The 20903-nt window shown below is 31.9% G+C and carries 14 protein-coding genes and 1 tRNA gene; 6 read left to right on the forward strand and 9 right to left on the reverse strand.

Going from position 1 to position 20903, the window contains the following annotated elements:
- Nucleotides 1-82 precede the first annotated feature (82 nt).
- Genes H574_RS0112710 through H574_RS0112720 form a run of 3 tightly spaced genes read left to right on the forward strand, consistent with a single transcriptional unit; the run spans nt 83 to nt 2389 of the window.
- Nucleotides 83-1264 (forward strand): response regulator, encoded by a 1182-nt coding sequence (locus H574_RS0112710; protein ID WP_027880944.1) that lies wholly within the window; start codon nt 83-85, stop codon nt 1262-1264.
- Between the two features lie 15 nt (nt 1265-1279).
- On the forward strand, nt 1280-1774 hold the full coding sequence (locus H574_RS0112715) for a glycosyltransferase (protein ID WP_027880945.1): 495 nt from the start codon (nt 1280-1282) through the stop codon (nt 1772-1774).
- Nucleotides 1775-1810: 36 nt separating this feature from the next.
- A complete protein-coding gene (locus H574_RS0112720; RefSeq protein WP_027880946.1) occupies nt 1811-2389 on the forward strand; it encodes a PhnA domain-containing protein in 579 nt (192 codons plus the stop codon).
- Between the two features lie 52 nt (nt 2390-2441).
- Here the strand turns inward: H574_RS0112720 and H574_RS0112725 are convergent, their stop codons facing one another.
- From H574_RS0112725 to H574_RS0112750, 5 genes are all read right to left on the reverse strand, one after another.
- Nucleotides 2442-3542, reverse strand: a complete 1101-nt coding sequence (locus tag H574_RS0112725) for a DUF4407 domain-containing protein (protein WP_027880947.1) — start codon at nt 3540-3542, stop codon at nt 2442-2444.
- 156 nt (nt 3543-3698) lie between these two features.
- Nucleotides 3699-5942: a M56 family metallopeptidase gene (locus tag H574_RS14490; RefSeq protein ID WP_081653215.1), complete on the reverse strand. Its 2244-nt coding sequence runs from the start codon at nt 5940-5942 to the stop codon at nt 3699-3701.
- Between the two features lie 2 nt (nt 5943-5944).
- Nucleotides 5945-6310: a BlaI/MecI/CopY family transcriptional regulator gene (locus tag H574_RS0112735; protein ID WP_027880948.1), complete on the reverse strand. Its 366-nt coding sequence runs from the start codon at nt 6308-6310 to the stop codon at nt 5945-5947.
- Nucleotides 6311-6396: 86 nt separating this feature from the next.
- Nucleotides 6397-7257: a DMT family transporter gene (locus H574_RS0112740; protein WP_027880949.1), complete on the reverse strand. Its 861-nt coding sequence runs from the start codon at nt 7255-7257 to the stop codon at nt 6397-6399.
- 129 nt (nt 7258-7386) lie between these two features.
- Complete coding sequence (locus H574_RS0112750; protein WP_027880950.1) at nt 7387-8775, reverse strand: dipeptidase; 1389 nt, start codon at nt 8773-8775, stop codon at nt 7387-7389.
- Between the two features lie 120 nt (nt 8776-8895).
- On the opposite strand from H574_RS0112750, the gene H574_RS0112755 reads away from it, so the two are divergent.
- A tRNA-Leu gene (locus tag H574_RS0112755) sits at nt 8896-8977 on the forward strand.
- 112 nt (nt 8978-9089) lie between these two features.
- On the opposite strand, the gene H574_RS0112760 is transcribed toward H574_RS0112755, so the two are convergent.
- The 4 genes from H574_RS0112760 to H574_RS0112775 all read right to left on the reverse strand — a co-directional run bounded on the left by H574_RS0112760 (nt 9090) and on the right by H574_RS0112775 (nt 18071).
- A complete protein-coding gene (locus tag H574_RS0112760) occupies nt 9090-11969 on the reverse strand; it encodes an alpha-amylase family glycosyl hydrolase (protein WP_027880951.1) in 2880 nt (959 codons plus the stop codon).
- Nucleotides 11970-12052: 83 nt separating this feature from the next.
- Entirely contained in the window at nt 12053-13387 is a 1335-nt protein-coding gene (locus H574_RS0112765) for a SusF/SusE family carbohydrate-binding protein (protein ID WP_027880952.1), read from the reverse strand.
- Between the two features lie 15 nt (nt 13388-13402).
- Nucleotides 13403-14947, reverse strand: coding sequence for a RagB/SusD family nutrient uptake outer membrane protein (locus H574_RS0112770; protein ID WP_027880953.1), 1545 nt, complete (start codon nt 14945-14947; stop codon nt 13403-13405).
- Between the two features lie 10 nt (nt 14948-14957).
- Complete coding sequence (locus H574_RS0112775) at nt 14958-18071, reverse strand: SusC/RagA family TonB-linked outer membrane protein (protein WP_027880954.1); 3114 nt, start codon at nt 18069-18071, stop codon at nt 14958-14960.
- 286 nt (nt 18072-18357) lie between these two features.
- Here H574_RS0112775 and H574_RS0112780 point away from each other — a divergent pair, with 286 nt between their 5' ends.
- Together H574_RS0112780 and H574_RS0112785 are read left to right on the forward strand one after the other, a co-directional pair.
- On the forward strand, nt 18358-19398 hold the full coding sequence (locus H574_RS0112780) for a LacI family DNA-binding transcriptional regulator (protein WP_027880955.1): 1041 nt from the start codon (nt 18358-18360) through the stop codon (nt 19396-19398).
- A 131-nt stretch (nt 19399-19529) separates the two neighbouring features.
- The gene (locus H574_RS0112785) at nt 19530-20903 is read left to right on the forward strand and encodes an MFS transporter (RefSeq protein ID WP_027880956.1); all 1374 of its coding nucleotides are present in this window, start codon (nt 19530-19532) and stop codon (nt 20901-20903) included.

Raw genomic sequence — 20903 nt, forward strand, 5'->3', positions numbered from 1 at the left:
AATAGCTTAGACTAAAACCAACGTATAAGAGCTTCATAATAAGCTACTTTTGAACCGTAATCAACAATAAAATTCAAATCTCATGAAAATTTTAGCTATCGACGATCAACAACTAGTCTTACTTCCACTACAAAAGAGACTAACAGAGTTAGGATACGACGTAAAAATAGAAACAAACGGTACATCAGGTATAGATACCTTTAATAGTTTTCAACCAGATTTAGTAATAGTAGACATTAATATGCCAGGTGTACCTGGGTTAGATGTTGTAAAATATATAAGACAAACTAAAAATTCTAATATACCAATTGTTGTATTGTCAGGAGATACACAAGATAAAACTATTACAGATGGTTTTGACTTAGGGATAGACGATTACATGAAAAAACCTTTAAGCCTTAACGAAATTAGTGCAAGGATAAAAAGGTTAATAGGAAAACCAGAAACTAAAGCAGTAGAGTCTTCATCAGACGTGGTTATACAAGAGCGTTGCGTTGGTGTTGTTATACCATGTTATAATGAAGAAGAACGCTTGTTAAGTAATGAGTTTTTAAACTACATAGACAAGTACTCTGGTTATCATTTATGTTTTGTTAATGACGGTAGTAAGGACAATACCTTAAAAGTATTAAAAGATTTACAAAAAGGAAGAGAAGACTTTATAACAGTTTACGATTGCGAAAAAAACGGAGGTAAAGCCGAAGCAGTAAGACTGGGTATGTTACATATGGCTAATAAAGACGATTTAGATTACATAGGATTTTTAGATGCAGATTTATCTACAGATTTAGCAGATTTTGATGATTTAGTAAAAACTATAGAAACATCAAACTTTAAGATTGTTAGTGGATCAAGGATCTCTAGAATGGGAGCAAACATAACTAAAGAGTCTGCAAGAAAAATAATAAGCTTAACGATTAACTTCATCATAAGAAAGATCCTAAAAATGGACTTTAAAGACACACAATGTGGAGCAAAAATTTTTAGTAAAGATGTTATTCAAATAGCATTTGGAGAAAAATTTGTAACACAATGGATTTTTGATGTCGAAATTTTTAAAAGAATGAGTCACCATTTTGGGTTAGAAAAAGCAAAAACTTTATTGTGCGAGCAGCCATTAAAAAGATGGATACACGCAGATGGATCTAAATTATCAATGAAGGATTCAGTAAAAATAGTTATGCAATTAGGTCAAATAGCATGGGTATATAGATCTCCAAAAAGTAAAAAAGTAAACAGCGCTTCAAATTTAAAGACTGTATAAAAATGTAATTTTAAGATGAAAACAGGTGTAATAATAATATTTCACAATAATGCAAAGGATATAAACCCTTCTATATTTATAGAAAATATAATTAAAGTCTCAGACTTAAAAATATGTTTTGTTAACAATAACAGTAGGGATAATACAGCTTTTATATTAGAAATCATTGCCGATCGTTGTGATAATGTTTCACTTGTAAATATTAAAAAAACAAAATCAGATATATCTGCAATTAGAGCTGGAGCAAGGTTTATGAATAGTCGCTATAACTTAGATAAAATAGCCTATGTTAGTACAAATTTACTTAATACAAAATACCATGGTCTTAATGCTTTAATACATGCAATTGTAGATAATCAAGAAGATATTTTAAATTACAATAAAAATGTTTTTCAAGGTAAGAAAAATCATAATTCAATATTTAAAAGTATGTTTTCTTTAGTAGATTATTTAAAAACATTAAAAACTAATAATGCTTTTATTAATCTTCAAAGATTAAGTAAATTATGATTTATTAATTTATACATTTGCTCTCAAATATTTAAAATGAGCGTACTTCAAATGTTAAAAGATAGAAGTCAATCAACTTGCGAGTTGTGTGGATCTTCTTCAAACTTACAACAATACACAATTCCACCTTCGTTAAACGAAAGCGTAGACACTTGCGTTTTGGTTTGTGACACATGTTATAATCAAATTGAAAAAAACACCGATATGGATCCAAACCATTGGCGTTGTTTAAACGATAGTATGTGGAGCGAGCATGTTGCTGTCCAAATTATGGCATGGCGTATGTTACAACGATTAAGAGGAGAAGGTTGGCCAAAAGACCTGTTGGATATGATGTATTTAGATGAAGATGCTTTAGCATTAGCAAGAGCAACAGGAGAAGATAAAGACGAAAGTGAAAAAATTATACATCGTGATGTTAATGGTGTTTTACTAGAAAACGGAGATAACGTTGTTTTAATAAAAGACCTAAAAGTAAAAGGTTCTAGCATGGTTGCCAAACAAGGAACAGCTGTAAGGAACATACGCGTAGATCACGAAAATGCTAATTACATTGAAGGCAAAGTTGGCGGACAACAAATTGTAATTATTACAGAATACGTAAAAAAGAATTAAAATTTTTAAAGTGAAGAAAAGCCCGATTTTCTAATTGAAAATCGGGCTTTTTTTATAATAGTTTTTGCTGACTTTTATAAAAAGCGTCTGCTTGTAACTGCATAAGCTCTCTAGCTTTTTTGCGTTTAAATTGATATAATTCATCTTCTTCAGATAAATCTGTGTAAACTTTATCGTTAATTTTAAAGTCGGTTTGTAAAGCTAGTTTACGCTCTTCAACACGTTGTTGTACTAATGTTTTTACAGCAGTTTCTTGATCTTCTAATTTAAAATCATATTCACTTTTAGGTGAAATTAATTTTGCGAAAATCGGTGCAGTTTCAATAGCTAAAAATAATAGAAATATAAAAAACGAAGGTAACCAAGGTAATTTGTTTAAAGCATTAACACGTGCCATTAAACCATCAAAACCATCAATTATGGGTTGTGTATTATTAACTTGTGTTTGATAATTATTTTGAAGTTGCTGTAGTTGCATTTCAATAGCTGCAATTTTTGCTTTGTTATCTGTTTTTAGTTGTTGTAATTGGGCTAAAGCAGCATCGTGTTTGTCTCTTTTTTCTTTATAAACAGGACCTTTACCCAGTTTTTTTGTTCCTGCAGTACCTTCGGCTTCACTAATATAGGTGTCGTAAAGTGCATTTACTTCGGCTTCTTTGGTGTCGATTTCGGACTTTAAATCTTCGATGTTTTGCTTTAGTTCTGTTTCTTTAGGAGAAAATTGAAGTGCAATTTGTTCTTGGTTTTCAAGCGTCATTGCATTTTTTTCTTCTAGTAAAACTTGGTTGATTTCTTTTTCAAAAATCTTCATCTCTAAAGGTTTTGATATAACTATAGCGATAATTAAAGCTAAAATTAGTCTTGGTAATGCTTGTAAAAATTCATCTAAAAAAGAATCTCTTTTCTTAATTGTAGAGACAATAAAACGATCTAAATTAAAAATGAGTAATCCCCAAATTAGTCCAAAAAAGATGGCTGTAAAAAGATTGTCAAAAACGGTGTAAAGCGCATAACCAGAAGCGATAAAAGCCATTAGTGCTGTAAAAAAGACCGTTGCGCCAATACCTGCGTATTTGTTTTTTTCGCTTGAAGAAGCATTGTTTAGGATGTTAATATCTGCGCCAGAGCAAATAATAAAAAATTGTTGTAACATGATGTGATTGTGTTTTGATTGATGATGATCCTTAGACTGTACTCAGGACAAGTAGTTATTAGAACGCTAATTATGCTGAAATGTTACATTTTTTGAAATAAAAAAACCTCAAATCAATTAGTTTTGAGGTTTTTATAGATTTGGTTTAAAGAGATTTTAATGTATTTCTTTAAGCTTTGATATCATATTTTTAGATTTTTTTATCATGGATTCTAACTCATTAGTTTTTCCTTTGATAGTGAAATTAACATTATCAATAACATTTTCATTAAACATTACTTTCTTATTATAATTAAAGCTAAGTTCAATTACATCTTCGGGACTATTATTTTTGAAAATTGTTTTTAAAGCGTCCCAATCAAATTTGGTTAATTCTTCTAAATTTTCAGCGTTAACCGTTAAATTAGATGTGTGAGTTTTGTCTTCATTATATTTTTTATCAGAATAACTAACGTTAGATACTACGGTTTTATTTGTTGTTTTAATATCATTGTCATTTATATGTACTGTAGATACATTGTTGATTGTACTTGAAGATATATTTAAGTTTTTATTCTCTTTTAAAAGTTTAATAGCTTTATCAGAAGTTATTTTTTCATTGTTGTAATAAAAAGTAGCACCTTTTTTAGCCATTTCAACAACTGTGTCTAAAGGCGATTTTGGTTTTGGTGGTGCAGGTGGTTTTGGTACCTCTTTTAAATTTTTTGACTTTGATGGTGTTGGTATTTTTGTAGGTTTACCATCTATAATTTTATATTTTTTATAATATTCTTCTCTTTCTTTTTTATATTTTTCTTTTTGCTCTTTAGTAGCATTATGTGCTACTGGAGGCGGCGGTAACGGAATTGTCTTTTTATTGTTTTTACTTGGTTGATTTTTTATAATTACTATCATAGAAGGCACTTTACTACCATCTTCAAGTTTAATATCAAAGTAAGTTATGTATGAATCGTTATTTGCAGATTCTAAATTTTTTATCGCTTCTTCGTTAAGCATATCACCTTCAACTTTTACTGTTGGTTTTCCGGGTACTTTAAATTTAAAATTTAACACTTCTTTTTCTGTTGTTACAGAAACTTGACTTGCTCGTATCATTTTTTTATTGGCGTAAATAGGATCACCTTTAAAAACGGACATACCTAACATTGGGTACTGTTTGTCTTGTGTAGTTTTTTTCTTTTCTATAACATTGAAAGAGTAATCTTTGTTTGGAGAAACTTTATGGGTTTGCTCGTTAATTTTTATTCCGTTGCTTAATTCTATCGATTTACATAAACCTTCTAATGCTTTAGTTACTTTTTCTAAAATAGAGTAATCTAAACTTTTACCTTTTGAATTTATTTGTAATTCAACATCTTTTTTTCCAAATAAGTTTATGAAATCTGATCTCAAATTTTCTAAACTAGTCGACTTACCATTTAGTTTAAGAGATAATGGATTTTGATTGATTGTTAGAGTTGGTGTTTTAATTAAATTTTCATTAGCATTAGATGCAACATTAATTTTTGGCTTAACACTTTTTTCAACCTCTTTAGTTTGACTAAAACTAAATAAAAGCAATGCCAATACAGGTAGTAGTAATAGGCTTCTAAGCCATTTTGTTCTTTGTGTTGTTTGTGTGTTCATAATTGTTAAACGTTTTTTGATTGATGAATAATTGATAGCATTAACCAATGCTAACTCTTTTTGGTTTGATGAGAACCTTAACAAGAGATTTTGATAATCTTTTAAGTTGAAACCACTTTTTAAAACCTGTTGATCGGCTAAAAATTCGTGGTTAAGTTTAATGTCTTTTTTTATAAAATAGAGTAGTGGATTAAACCAAAAAATAACCTGTAAGATTTCTAAAAACAAAATGTCTAAACTATGTTTTTGTTTAGCATGTGCTTGTTCGTGTAATAAAACTTCTTGTGGAATATCGTTATTTTCAAAAGCAGATTTATTAAGAAAAATATAGTTGAAAAATGTATGCGGAATAACTAATTTTTCAATTAAAACATTTATAAATACATGGGTTTTTACCTTTTGATGTGTTCTAATTTTAGATGAAATCTTAAATAGATTTAAAATAAATCGCGTTGAAAATATAATAACACCAATAGCATAAATTGCCCATAAAAGTGTCGGTAAAAATGTATTGGGTTGTCCTTCTGTAATTGTAGGTAGTTCTGCAGGAAAATATGGTGGAGTAGTCATACTTTCTGAATCGTAAAAGCCAAAATCTAAAGTTGGTTCTACATATTTAATAAATGTAATAAAAGGTATGATTGCCGATAGTAAAAGCGCAGCTAACAAATAAAACCTTTTAAAATGATGATGGTTTAACGGCTCTAAAACTATTTTGTAGAATAGCATTAAAATAGCCAAACATGCCGATGATTTTAATAGCAGAATACCCATGATTATTTGTTTTTAATTTGGTTGTCTATAATAGCGCGTAGTTCTTCTAATTCTTCTTTTGTTAAATCTGTTTCTTGAGTAAAAAACGAAGCAAATTGCGTACTACTGTTATTAAAAAAGTTTTTGATCAAGCCATTTACGTGCTTAGAAAAATAGTCTTTCTTTTTAACTAAAGGATAGTATTGTCTAGAGTTTCCAAATTTGTTATAAGCCACAAAACCTTTGTCTGTCATACGTTTTAAAAGCGTCGCAACTGTTGTGTTTGCTGGTTTTGGTTCTGGATAAGCGTCTAGCAAGTCTTTCATAAAACCTTTTTCTAATTGCCATAAATAACTCATTAATTCTTCTTCAGATTTTGATAATTGCATGTTCTATGTTTTTAGAATGACTTCTACAAATGTAGAATATAAAAATGACTTCTACAAACGTAGAACAAATTTTGAGTGAAAATATTTTATTTCTTTCGTGTTCTAAGACTTTCTATAATTACAGTAGAAAGGATTAATAGTCCGCCAAAAAAGGTGTTCCAAGTCGGGATTTCGTTTAAGAAAAAGTAAGCAATAATAATCCCAAAAATAGGCTGTGTGCTACCAATAATACTAGCTGTACTCACTTTAAAATGATTTAAACTTTGTACAAATAAAGTATGTCCTAAAGCTGTAGTAACTAATGCCAAAATAATCACATAAGGATATTGTGTTACCATATTAGAGCTGTCTAAGAAAATTAATACAGGCGATAACATTATACCCATAATTAGTAATTGATAAAACATTAAATGACTACCATGATAAGTAGTTACATACTGTTTCATTATTAAAATTCGAAGCGCATAACACAATGCAGAAACCAATCCGAAAAATATGCCTATAAATGCGTCGTTTTCAAAGTCTATTTCTGGAGATAAAATATAAATACCTAAAAGTACCATTGCACCAAGTATAAGGTGCATGATATCAAATTTAGTTTTAGAAAATAATGGCTCTAAAAGCGCTGTAATTATCGGGAATGTAAATAGTGATAACATACCAATTGCAACACTAGATTTTTGCAGTGCAATAAAGTAAGTAATCCAATGTAATGCCATAAAGATGGATGCAATTATAAAACCACCTAAATCTTTTTTTGAAAGAATGTTTAATTTGATGTTTTTATACTTGCAATAACCCAATAAAATAAGCATTGCTAAAATGCTTCGCCACCAAATTGTTACTGGAGCAGGCATATCTATGTATCTACCTAAAGCACCAGACGTACTTATTAAAAAAGTAGCAAAAGTAAGTTCTAAAACATGCTTAAAATGTTGGTTTTTCACTTTGGGTTAGTTGTGTTAGCGATTGTAATGACATCCTTAATTTTGCTGCCATATATGGCAAAATTAAGATATAATGAAAAGCGCGACCACCTTTTGCCATTAGAAGCAAAAGGTGGAAACACCCAAATTTTATTTATGTAGCTCTGTAAAATATTGATAGAAATACGGAATAGTTTCTATGCCTTTTAGATAATTCCATACTCCAAAATGTTCGTTTGGACTGTGTATCGCATCGCTATCTAGACCAAAGCCCATTAAAATGGTTTTACTTTTTAGTTGCTCTTCAAAAAGTGAAACAATAGGAATACTTCCGCCACTACGTTGTGGTATAGGTGTTTTTCCAAAAGTTTGTTCGTAAGCTTTACTTGCAGCTTGATAACCAACACTATCTATTGGCGTTACGTAACCTTGTCCGCCATGATGTGGTTTTACAAGTACTTTTACACCTTCTGGAGCAATGTTTTCAAAATGTGTTTTAAATAGTTGGGTAATCTCTTCCCAATCTTGATTTGGTACTAATCGCATTGATATTTTTGCATAAGCCTTGCTTGTAATAACGGTTTTTGCACCTTCGCCAATGTATCCGCCCCAAATTCCGTTAACGTCTAAAGTTGGTCTAATGCTGTTACGCTCGTTAGTTGTGTAACCGGCTTCACCATAAACAGCATCAATATCTAATGATTTTTTATAAGCGTCTAAAGAAAAAGGTGCTTTTGCCATTTGCGCACGTTCTTCTTGGCTTAATTCTTCAACTTTATCATAAAAACCAGGAATGGTAATGTGATTATTTTCGTCATGAAGCGAAGCAATCATTTTTGTTAATACATTTATTGGATTAGCAACTGCACCGCCATATAATCCAGAATGTAAATCGCGATTTGGACCTGTAACTTCAACTTCTACATAGCTTAAACCACGTAAACCAGTTGTAATTGAAGGCACGTCTTTAGCAATCATACCAGTATCTGAAATTAAGATCACATCGTTAGCTAATTTTTCACGGTTTTCTTTAACAAACTTTCCAAGATTAACGCTACCAACTTCTTCTTCACCTTCGATCATAAATTTAACATTACACGGTAAACAATTATTTTTGGTCATAAACTCCATTGCTTTGACGTGCATGTACATTTGTCCCTTGTCATCACAAGCACCACGTGCAAAAATTGCACCTTCAGGATGTAATTCTGTAGGTTTTATTACAGGCTCAAAAGGTGGCGAATGCCATAAATCTAGAGGATCTGGTGGTTGTACATCGTAATGACCGTAAACTAAAACCGTTGGTAAATTTTTATCAATTATTTTATCTGCATAGACAATAGGATAACCATCGGTTTGGCAGATTTCTACGTTGTCACAACCTGCTTTTTTTAAACTTTCTGCGACAGCATCTGCAGTATTAAATGTGTGTTCTTTGTAAGCAGAATCTGCACTAATAGAAGGAATTTTTAAGAGTTCTATCAGCTCGTCAATAAAGCGTTGTTTGTTGTCTTTGACGTATGTTGAAATGTTTTGCATAAGAGAATTTTATGATTTATGTAAAAGTACAAAAAGCAAATCAAAAAAATCTGCTATTAACTTGTTTGTAAATTGAAACTATTGATTATATTTGCAATCCGAAATTAACGGAAACAAGTTGCAGGCGTGGTGGAATTGGTAGACACGCTAGACTTAGGATCTAGTGCCGCAAGGTGTGAGAGTTCGAGTCTCTCCGCCTGTACAGAGTAAAAAAGCTAACTGAATAAGTTAGCTTTTTTTGTTTTAAATCATTATAAAAAAGGCTTTAACCTAATTAGATTAAAGCCTTTTTTAAATGCAAATTTCTATTCTGACTAATTAATAATTAATTTTTGAGTTGAAGATTGACCATTTTCATTTTCAAGTTGGATTAAATATAACCCTTCCGAAATACCTTCAACATTAAAAGTATGTCCTTTTTCAAAATCACCATTAAACGATTTTATTTCTTTTCCTGAAACATCATTAATCGATACGTTGTTAAGTTTAATATTTACCGAGAATGTTGTTTTAGTTGGATTAGGATATAGTTTTATAGAATCTTCTACATCAAAACTTGTAGTGCTTAAACTTTGAGGAGCAGCATTACCAAAAATTCTAAACTCACCAGCAGGAATATTAATTGTTGCAGCTGTGTTAGTTACATTAATTGATGTTGAGTTAGTTTCATCCATTAAATCATACCATGTTCCCGTATAAGGGAAATCTGGTACAATGTTTTGAGCTGTTAAATCGAAGTTTGCTAAAATCACAACATTTTTTAATTCAGTTGCAGGAATGGCATCATTCCAGATAAAAATACGAGGTGTTAAATCTCCAGAGTCAATAGAGTAGTCACCTTCAAAAACATCTTCGTTAATTTTTAAATCGTTCAATCTAGCCCAATCGTTAAAAACTTGACTTCTATTTGGGTCACTTGTCCAGTTGTTTACCCATTGTGGTTGTGGTTTTGTGGATAATTTACAATCACCATCATTATTACCGTCATAATCAGTATTTACAACACCGTTGTCGCAAGTCCAAATAGAAATATCCATTCCTAACTCTGCAAAATGCCATAACATTTTTGGACCAGGAATCATAATTGAAGTAGCTCCAATTGTAGACATTCTTGTTAAAGCGGTATTTAAATCTGTAATATCGTAACTACCATTACTGGCACCAAATGTTACCATCTCGTACATTACACGGTCTTTATCATGACTTTCTGGGTAACCTAAAGCTCTTTTCATTGTAAACCCATGTTCGTTACTTCCCATACCGCTAATGTTTGCAGCACTACCATTACCAAGGTTTTTGTAATCGTTCCACATTTCTTTCCACATCATTACACCTTTAGGAATAGTTTCTCCAATACGGTAATTGGCCCATTGTTGCTCTTCTGAATCTGATCCTAAATGCTCAAAAATGGCATAGTGATAAGGATCAAGTGACCAAGAATAATCAACATATTCTCTTAAAACATCAACACGATCTTGTTGGTAGCTGTTTGTACAACCTTCATCTCCAGATGTACAATTTTGAGTAAACCCTTTAGTTAAATCCCAACGAAAACCATCTATATGAAACTCTTCAATCCAATGTTTAATAACACTTTTTGTATAATCTTTTGTTCTTGGATTAGAGTGATCAAAATCATATCCAACATTATAAGTATGTGTAGGTGTTACATTAAAATATGGGTTTTGACTATTTGGCTCGCCCCAACCATCTCCATCAGGATCATTCATCCACATACGTACCATTGGATTACGACCAAAAGCATGGTTTAAAGCTAAGTCTAAGATTACAGCAATTCCATTTTGATGACAGACATCAATTAACTCTTTTAACTTATCTTCTGTGCCGTAAAATTTATCTAACGCTCTATGAAATGACGTATTGTATCCCCAACTTTCATTGCCTTCAAACTCCATAACAGGCATCAACTCGATAGCATTAATGTTTAAACTTTTAAAATAGTCTATTTTATCTATGATATCTTGATAATTTCTATCTGCGTCAAAGTCCCTAACCAAAAGTTCGTAAACAATTAAGTCTTCTTTTTTTGGTTTAGTAAAGTTTGTGACTTGCCAATTGTAAGGTGTTTGAGCTGTTTGTAAAACAGTAACCTCGCGTTCTTGACCAGCAGGATAGGCAGGTAAGTTTGGGTATGATGCAGCAGGAATCCAAGGATCATCAAATGGAGACAATACTAATGTTGAATAAGGATCTGCAGTTTTTACTAATGATGGTGAATTTGCAGGAGGAGTTTTATCTACTACCCAATATTGATAAGTCTCAATTTGTCCAGGTGTTAATCCTGTAAGTGTGATCCAAAACTTATTATTACGAGTTGGATCAACCTTCATAGCGTAGTTTGAATCTGGTTGCCAATTATTAAAACTTCCAGCCAAGTACACAAAGTCCTTACCTGTTGCATATAAAACTAGTACAGCTTCTGTATCGCTTAGATAAGTTATTCCATCTTGATAATTTGTAGGCATTACGTCATAGACTGTTCCTGGATCTACAATAGCTGAAAATTCTTTAAAAATAGTTGTTCCGTTTAAAGTAACTTCTAAAACATAATTTTGATTATTAGTTATGTTAGTTTGTGTATAGTTATATGAAGAAACACTATTTTGAGTATTTATTATATTTCCGTTAGATTTTAAAACATAATCTGCCGGACCGCCAATATTTGATGCGCTTACGGAAAAATTATCTCCAGAATTAATTATAGTTGTAGAGTCTTCTGCAGGAGAGCTTAAGCTAACTTGAAAAGTCCCAACATCAAAAAAGAAATCAGAACAACCTGAAGCTTTTAATTCTTGAGTGCCGTCTGCGTTTCTAAAAACCATTCCCATTTTTATGGCATTTTGAGCCTGAGTTGTAGAAAGATTATAATAAGTTTCAGGCACAAAAGTGATGCTCCATGTGCCATTACCATTGTTTGTCATTTCACCAACTCCATCATCTTGTCCCCAATTTCCAACTACATTAAATCCCCAAGGGTCATTATCGTCTCCAATACCAGAGTGTAGGTAAACTTTTGATGGGTTATTAATTCCGTTACAATCTGTTGCAGTGCTATTAATATCTACTGTTATTGTAATAGATTGATCGACTTCAAAAGGATTTGGTGTTATTGTAACTTGTCCTAATGATATTATTGAAAACAACATCAAGATTATTAATGTAATTTTTTTCATATTAAGTATTCGTATTTAAAAAAAGGCTGACTAAAACCAGTCAGCCTTTTCAATTTATATAATAGCTAGTTATTTAGATAAAATTAATTAACTTGATTTAGCTCGTAAGTTAGATTAACTGTATCAAAAGATATTCTATAATTTCCAGCAGTTACAGCAATATTGTCCCCGCCATCAACTAAAGTTCCAGAAGTACCACCATAGTTGGTTCCCCAATCTTCATTAGCTCTAAATTTAATTTCACCATCAATTATAGGTACAATTTCAGCAACCCAAACTCCATTACTTAAAGGCGTAAAAGAAAAATCAGGAGTTGCTCCCCAATCGTTATATCCAGAACCTACTACACCGAAGATGTCTGTAGCTTCCATGGTGTATGTTCCATTGTTGAAATCTAAAGTTATTGCATAAAAACCAGCTGTAACAACTAAGTTATCTCCGCCAGCATCTAATGTGCCATCTACACCAGTATCACCAAAGTTTTCAGCCCAATCATTATTTTTTCTAAACTTAATTTCACCATCAATTAGCTTAACTCCAACTTTGAAAGTATCAGTAACGTAATCGTATGTAAATTTAGCATCAGGAGTTGCTCCCCAATCATTATAACCAGAACCAACAATACCCCAAGAGTATTCTTCCATTGTATATGTGTTTGTAGAAAGATCTAATGTGATTTTATAAGTTCCTGCTGTAACAGGTATGTTGGCTCCTCCTGCTTCTAAAGTTCCGTCTGCACCATCATCTCCAAAGTCATTAACCCATTCGTTATTTTCTCTAAACTTGATCTCACCATCTACTAAAGTTACATAAGATACATATACATCTGCTTGGTCTGTTGTGTAAAAAGGTGCATCTGCAAATGCGCCCCAATTATTGTAACCAGAACCAACAATTCCCCACGTAGAAGGTTCTATCCCTGATCCGCCACCAGTTTGAGCTTCTAATAGCGTTACTGTTATAGATTGAGTTTCAGTAAATGATTCTGTTGTAGAAATCGCATCACCAACATAAGCTCTTATTCTAAAGTTTAACATTCCTGAGTCTGGTGCAGTAATACCATACTCTTCTGCTAAAGTTTTTAAAGTTCCAATAGTAACCTCTATTTGATTGTTATTGTTGTTTGATAATGTAGGAACTACAGTTGCGTCTGTGAAGTCGCCTAATATAGAAGATTGTAATTCGTAAGATACGTTAGTTTGAACATCAAAATCTGCTGGGTTGAAAGAAAATATTGCACCAATATTGTCATCAGTACTATTTTCGGCTGGTAAAATGTACTCTGACAAGAATGTGTTAGTGAATTCAAATTCTCCTTGAGGAGCTGCAACAAATTCTAAACTATCATCTTCTTCACAAGAAGTAAAGCTTAAGAATAATGTCAAAAATAAAGCTGATATTTTTATAAAATTTTTCATTGTTTCAATTTTTAATTAGTAACCAGGGTTTTGTTGTAAATTAGGATTAGCGTCTAAAGCAGATTGAGGTATAGGGAATAATCTATAAGAATCGGGTATTGATGTACCGTTTAAGGTGTTACCTTTCCAAGGCCATAAGTAGCTTCCACCTGTAAACATACCAAATCTAATAAGGTCAGTTCTTCTATGTCCTTCTAGGTTTAATTCTCTAGCTCTTTCGTCTATAATAAAGTCTAATGTTAAATCTGACATATTTATTAAATCTGCATTAGCTCTATCTCTAACTAAATTAACATATGTTAAGGCATCATTCATGTTTGTGTTAGAAGCACCTCTTAAAGCACATTCTGCATACATTAAATATACATCTGCAAGTCTATAAAGAGGGAAATCTGTTCCTGAGAATGAAGTTCCTGTTGTTGGTGTTTCGTTAAAATCGTTGTTTCTAAACTTAATTGAAGGATAGCCATCTGTCCATTCTCTGTAATCTGTCATTGTGTAATTATGACCATCCGTCCAGAATAAACTTGCTCTAACATCATTAGATGTGTTTAAATCTCCAAATAGACCATACCAAGCTTCTGTTGCCCTGTGACCTTGCCAACCTTCGGCAGCGCCAAATTCTAAGATAGGAATAGTATCAGGACTTAAACTACCATTTACGATGTATGTAGTGTTACCAAAGCTTTGGCTATTTACTGCGTCTGCAATTAGAGGGTAAATAATTTCATTAGAAATATTATTGTCTCCAGAGAAGTTTTGAACAAAATTTTCTTCTAATTGATAACCACCTTCATTTATTATTTTATTGATGTACGTAGCAGCTTCTGTATACATTGCTGTCCCTGTGTATACTTCGGCGTTTATATATAATTTAGCTAATAACATGTCTACTACGTATGTGTTAGCTCTACCGTAACCATTGTCGTTTCCAATAGTTGGTTCTATATCTAATAATTCTGATTCAACAAAGTTGAATAATTCTTGTCTAGAAGCTTCTGGTAAGAAATCTGATGATCCAGAGTTTTCTTCAGTAACTAAAACTCCTTTTCCAAATGTATCTATTAAATAGTAGTAAGCTAAAGCTCTTAAAAATCGTACTTCGCTTTGTATAGACTCAGGTATATCTACACCTGCGTTTGGTAATACTGTTAGAAGGTTATTACATTGTGGTATTGTGTAATATGCACGATTATATAAATATCTAAAAAATTTGTTGTTACTAGTCCATTGCGATGTTGTGGTTAATTGGTCTAAACCATCATCTCCCCAACGGTTTTTCATTCCGTCTGCTGTAAAATCTTGTAAGTTGATAATACCTCTTAAAAAAGGAGATTCTCCAGCATCGTCAGATACGTCCGAACTTCCTGGTCCGTTAGGTCCAGATAAAGCAAAAGAAGCATAAAGTCTAGATAATAAACCTTCTATTGCATTTGGGTCTTGATCTAAAAGCTGTTGTAGAGTAAGCTCTACTTTTGGTTCTGTGTCTAGATCGTTAACACATGACGTAATCGTTACAAATAACGCCAATCCAAAAAATGTTAATATTAATTTTTTCATAGTCATAATTTTAAAAATCTAAGTTTACACCAAATGTATAAGCTGTTGGTCTTGGGTAAAACGCACCATCTATTCCTCCAAATTGTTCAGGATCTTGTCCATCGTAATTAGTTATAATAAAAGGATTGTTAACCGATGCGTAAAGCCTCATGTTTGTGTTTTTAATAAAATTGTTAGGTAAACTATAGCCAACAACAATATTTTCACATCTCATAAACGCTGCGTCTTGTAAGAAATAATCTGAGAATTGAATATTTCCGTTTGCATCTTGAAATACAGGATTAGCAGCACCGTTATAAAAGTTTAATACATTTGATATACTAGTGTTGTTATTAGGAGCTGCACTTTCAGTATAACCAAAACGTAAAGCATTTAAGTCATAAACTTTACCATCTAACTGACCTCTAAAAGTTGTACCAAAATCCCAGTTTTTATAGTTAAAGTTAAGTCCAAAACCAAAATTCCAGTTTGGTCTAAGAGGTGTATAATATTTGTCTTCTTCAGTTATTTGATTGTCTCCATTTAAATCAACAAAAGCATTAGGTATTGGGTTACCGTCTGTATCATAAACTTGTTTGAAAACTCCAGCTTGGTATGGTTCTTCTCCAACTAAATTGAATAACAAGTTAGATCCTGTACCTAATAATTGTCCACCAATATTAAGTCTATTAACTCCTCCTAAATCAGTAACCTCTGTTTTTGCATAAGATAAATTACCATTAATACTTAAGCTAATATCTTCTTTTTGGATAGCATTTAAGTTTAAACTAAGTTCAAAACCTTCACTATCTGTACTTCCAACATTTTTAATAAAGCTATCTGTTAAAGATTGACCTGGTGGTAAACTTACTCTTGATAATAAATCTGTAGTTTCTCTTTTAAAGACATCAAAACTACCTGTTATCAATCTGTTATTAAAGAAAGCAAAATCAATACCAGCATTTAATGTTGTTGTTTTCTCCCAAGTTAACCCAGTTTGAAATGCGTTTGCTGAATATAAGTTGTACCCAGGTAAGTATTGACTGTTTTGACTACCAACAGAAAACAATGGACTTGTTGGGTAGAATCCAGAAACGCCAGTAATATTTTGTTGTCCTGTTTTACCCCATCCTAACCTTAGCTTAAGATCGTCTACAAATTCTACATTTTTTAAGAAGTTTTCTTCTTTTACTTTCCAAGCAAGAGCTGCAGAAGGGAATAATCCCCAAACGTTATCTCCCCAAATGTCATCAAATACAAATAGAGAAGATGCGTCTGCTCTTAAAGATAATGTTAAAAGGTATTTGTCCTTAATATTAATGTTTGATCTTGCAAAAAATGATTGTAAGTTTTGAGTGTTATAATATCTGTTGTTTGGATTGTTTGGGTTTAATACTAAATATCTTTCTCCAATAGCTACACCATATTGATCAACTTCTTCTTGAGTAGATGCGTAGTTATAAGTGTCATTATTACCATCGTTTTTAAAATTTTGGTAAGCGTATCCAAGTTGGACATCGTAATTATTAATAAACGAATTTTCTAGGTTTTTTGCATATTTTAAATAAGCATCAAAAGTTGTATTAGTTATATGTTGTCTTTCAGCATAATTTAATCCAGGATTAAATACGCCTTGACCATTTTCATCTAACTTATAAGTAGCTAAAGCGCCTTCGCCAAAAGTCTCTCTAATTTTAGATCTTGAGGCATCCAAACCAACATTAACTACAGCTTTTAACTCAGGTAAAAAAGGCATAGTGTAATCAAACTCTATGTTTCCTAAAAATCTAAATGCTTTTTCAGGTCTTTCACGTTGCTCAAGTAACGCTAGAGGATTGTATTGTCCATCAATTAAATTAGGGTTTGTAGCGTTTAAGTTAGTATAAAACCCGTTAAATATACCTGAAGTATTATAAATTGGTTTTGTTGGGTCAAATACTAATGCGCCACCTAAAGCTCCACCAGCATCTGTTGCATTTTTCTCTGCCCAAGTTAGTTTTGCATTGGTATCAATTTTTAAATTATCGTCTAAAAGTTGAGGTGATAATTTAAATGAAGCGCTAAATCTTTCGTAATCATCTGTTCTTACAACACCTTGTGCGTTGTTGTAACCTATTGAAGCTCTAAAAGGTGTGTTTTCTCCTAGATTAGCTCTAGCAGAAAAGTTAGTGTTAGATGTAAATGCTGTTCTAATAATAGCGTCTCTCCAGTTAGTGTCATAAATAGCTCTATCTCCATCAGGAGTATTTAAGATATAACTAATAGGTTCGTTTGTTGTAACAGAACCAACTGGTACACCAAGACTGCCTACTAAATCTGGATGATACTCTTGTATAAATCTTACATAACTATCACTATCCATCATATCTATACCTTCTCCAGCGCTACTAGCAGTTACTGTAGTAGAGAAGTTAAATTGTGGTGCTCCAGAAGTTCCTCTTTTTGTAGTAATAATAATTACACCGTTAGAGGCACGAGAACCGTAAATTGCTGTAGCAGATGCATCTTTTAATATCGTGAAGCTTTCTACATCATTAGGATTTACTAATGATAAAGGGTTGCTTACACCTGCTGGATTTTGTGTGCCTACAGGTATTCCGTCAATTACTATTAATGGACTACTATCTGCATTTAAAGAGGCGCCACCTCTAATTCTAATATTAGGAGCAGAATCTGGTGATCCACCACTATCTGTAATTCTTACACCTGCTGCTTTACCTTGAAGTAATTGATCCGTAGATTGAATGGCTCCTTTGTTAAAATCATCAGAAGAAACTACATCTACAGATCCAGTTAAATCTTCTTTTTTAACACTACCATACCCTATAATTACAACTTCGTCTAATTGGGCAGAGTCTTCTACTAAAGCCACGTTAATTTTGTCTTGACCATTATATGTTACTTCTTGAGTAATAAATCCTACGTAAGAAAAAACTAAAACTTCTCCTTGATTAACTTGTAGGCTATAATTACCATCAAAATCTGTAACAGTACCCTTAGTTGTGTTTTTTACTAAAACATTAACTGTTGGTAATGGTAATGAGGTTGCTTGCTCTGTAACTGAACCAGTTACTGTGTTCTGAGCCATTATTAAAGATGGTATCAGAATAAACGCAAACAACAACCCTTTAAAAATTGTTTTCATACAATTGCTATTAAATTATTTTATTAGTCTATTTTTAAGTATATTTTTACTTCTCGTTATAAAACTATGTAAAATTTATGTTAAATTGACGTAACTCCTTTGTTAACAGGTTACTCAAACGTTTTCGTGTTGAAAACTTTTGGTTATTTGACAAAATAGACCATAAAATTTTGCAAAAATCACATTTAGAGCGTGTTTTAAATTGCATCTTCTTAATTTAGAGTAGATAATTTATTAAATTCTCAATACAAAAACAACTAAAACAAATTGATTAACAGTATCTAAGATGAAAAAAAAGGTAACATTAAAGCAAATAGCAAAAGAATTAGATGTATCTATATCTACAGTGTCTAAAGCATTAAAAAACAGTATTGAGATAAGTGAGGATACAAGACAAAAAGTGCAAGCTTTTGCTAAACTCTACAATTATAGACCTAATAATATTGCTTTAAGTTTAAAAAATAGAAAAACAAAAACTATAGGTGTGATTATACCAGAGATTGTTCATCACTTTTTCTCAAAAGTAATAAGCGGTATAGAAAAAGAAGCATTAAGTAGAGGTTATAATGTTATTGTTGGTTTATCTAACGAGTCTTTTTCTAACGAAGTAATAAATATGGAGATGTTAGCTAATGGAAGTATAGATGGATTTATACTTTCTGTGTCAAAAGAAACAATGTTACTTCAAGATTACCATCATTTAACTGAAACTATTAATCAAGGTATGCCAGTAGTGATGTTTGATCGTGTGATAAATGAAATTAATTGTGATAAAGTAATCGTAGATGATTTTGAAGGCGCAGTAAAAGCTACTAATAAACTTATTGAAAATGGTTGTGAAAAGATTGGTTTAATTACAACAAAGGATTATATAAATGTTGGTAAATTAAGAACCCAAGGATATTTAAAAGCGTTAGAAGATCATCAGATTTTTCCAGAAGCAGACTTTATCTTAAAAGTAGATGACGAAAAACTTTCAGAAGAAAATCTTGAAAGTTTGGAGAAAGAAATAGAAAGCTTTTTTAAAGTAAACAAAAATCTAGATGGAATAGTTGCAGTTAACGAAATCTATGCAATTACTGCAATGAAAGTTGCTAGAAAGTTAAAAATAAAAATACCTGAAAGTCTTCAAGTAATTGGTTTTACAGATGGTGTATTGTCCAAACACGCTGTGCCAAGTTTAACAACGGTTAGTCAGCACGCAAGCCAAATGGGAGAAAAAGCAGCAGAACTTTTAATTAATAATCTAGAGAGAGAAGACGAAGAAGAGGTATACGAAACCTTTACAATTCAAACAGATTTAATAGAACGAGAATCTACAAAATAAGATTTTTAACATATAATCTTAAAATGTTTTTTATCTTTACGGCAATCAAAACTTATATTTTTACTTCTCACCTTTAAGTTTTGATAGGTTTTTTCAGCTTATCAAATAGTATAAATTTAATAATACTATAAATGAAAAAACAGAAGTTAGGATTTTGGGAAATCTGGAACATGAGTTTTGGTTTTCTCGGGATTCAATTTGGATTTGCCTTACAAGGCGGATTTATGTCTAGAATATTTCAAACACTAGGAGCAAGTAAAGACGAAATCCCTTTGCTTTGGATTGCAGCACCATTAACAGGGTTAATAGTACAGCCAATTGTAGGGTATTTAAGTGATAAGACTTGGCATCCAAAATTAGGAAGACGTAGACCTTACTTTTTAATAGGAGCAATACTAAGCTCTTTAGCATTATTTTTTGTGCCATATTCTCCTGCGCTTTGGGTAGCAGCTGGTTTTTTATGGGTTTTAGATGCCTCGATTAATGTGTCTATGGAACCATTTAGAGCTTTAGTTGCAGATAAATTACCAAATTCACAAAGATCTTATGGTTTTGTGGTACAAACATTAATAATTGGTATTGGTACTTGGATAGCTAGTAACCTACCATGGATGGTATCTCAGTTTGGTGTTAGCGATTCTGCAGACTCTGGTGTCATTACAGACACTGTAAAAGTAGCTTTCGCAATAGGTGCTTTTGTGTTTTTAATTAGTGTATTATATACAATTTTTACGACTACAGAATATCCACCAGAGGATATGGAAGAGTTTAAACGTGAAAAAGCCCAAAAAAGCAACTTCATAAAAGATATAATTAATAATATTGGAAGTATGCCAACCACCATGAAAAAACTTGGAGTTATTCAATTCTTTTCTTGGTTTGCATTTTTCACCATGTGGAGTTTAGCTAATCCTGCACTTACAGAACATGTGTTTCATACTCCAGCACCTATAGAAACTGCTTTTGATATGGCAGACAGCGCACAAAAATTAGCTTTTGATACAGCAAACACAGCATTTCAAAAATCTTCAAATTTAGTAGGTTCAGCAATGGGTATTTATGGCTTGTCATCTATGGCGTTTGCTTTACTACTAACTTTTTACACTTCAAAAAGAAGGATTAATAGAAAATTTGTACACATGGGTTCTTTAATATTAGGAGGTATAGGTTTTTTAATGATGAATATAGCAACTCCTGAAACCCTAAAATACTGCTTTATTCTTATAGGTTTTGCATGGGGAAGTATTCTTTCAATGCCATATGCTATGTTATCTAGTAGTGTAGACCCTAAGAAAATGGGAGTAATCATGGGGATATTTAATATGTTTATTGTAATTCCTCAAATTATTGCTGCACTTGGTGGTATTAATTTTATCTCTGGATTATTAGGCGAAGAAGCAATAAATGCTATGACAGTGGCAGGTATAAGTTTGGTTATAGCTGGACTTTGCAATCTGTTAATTACAAACAAAAATGCAATTACATATCAAATAGAAGAGAATTAA

It is taken from the genome of Mesoflavibacter zeaxanthinifaciens DSM 18436, from assembly GCF_000422365.1.
Classification (GTDB): Bacteria; Bacteroidota; Bacteroidia; order Flavobacteriales; family Flavobacteriaceae; genus Mesoflavibacter; species Mesoflavibacter zeaxanthinifaciens.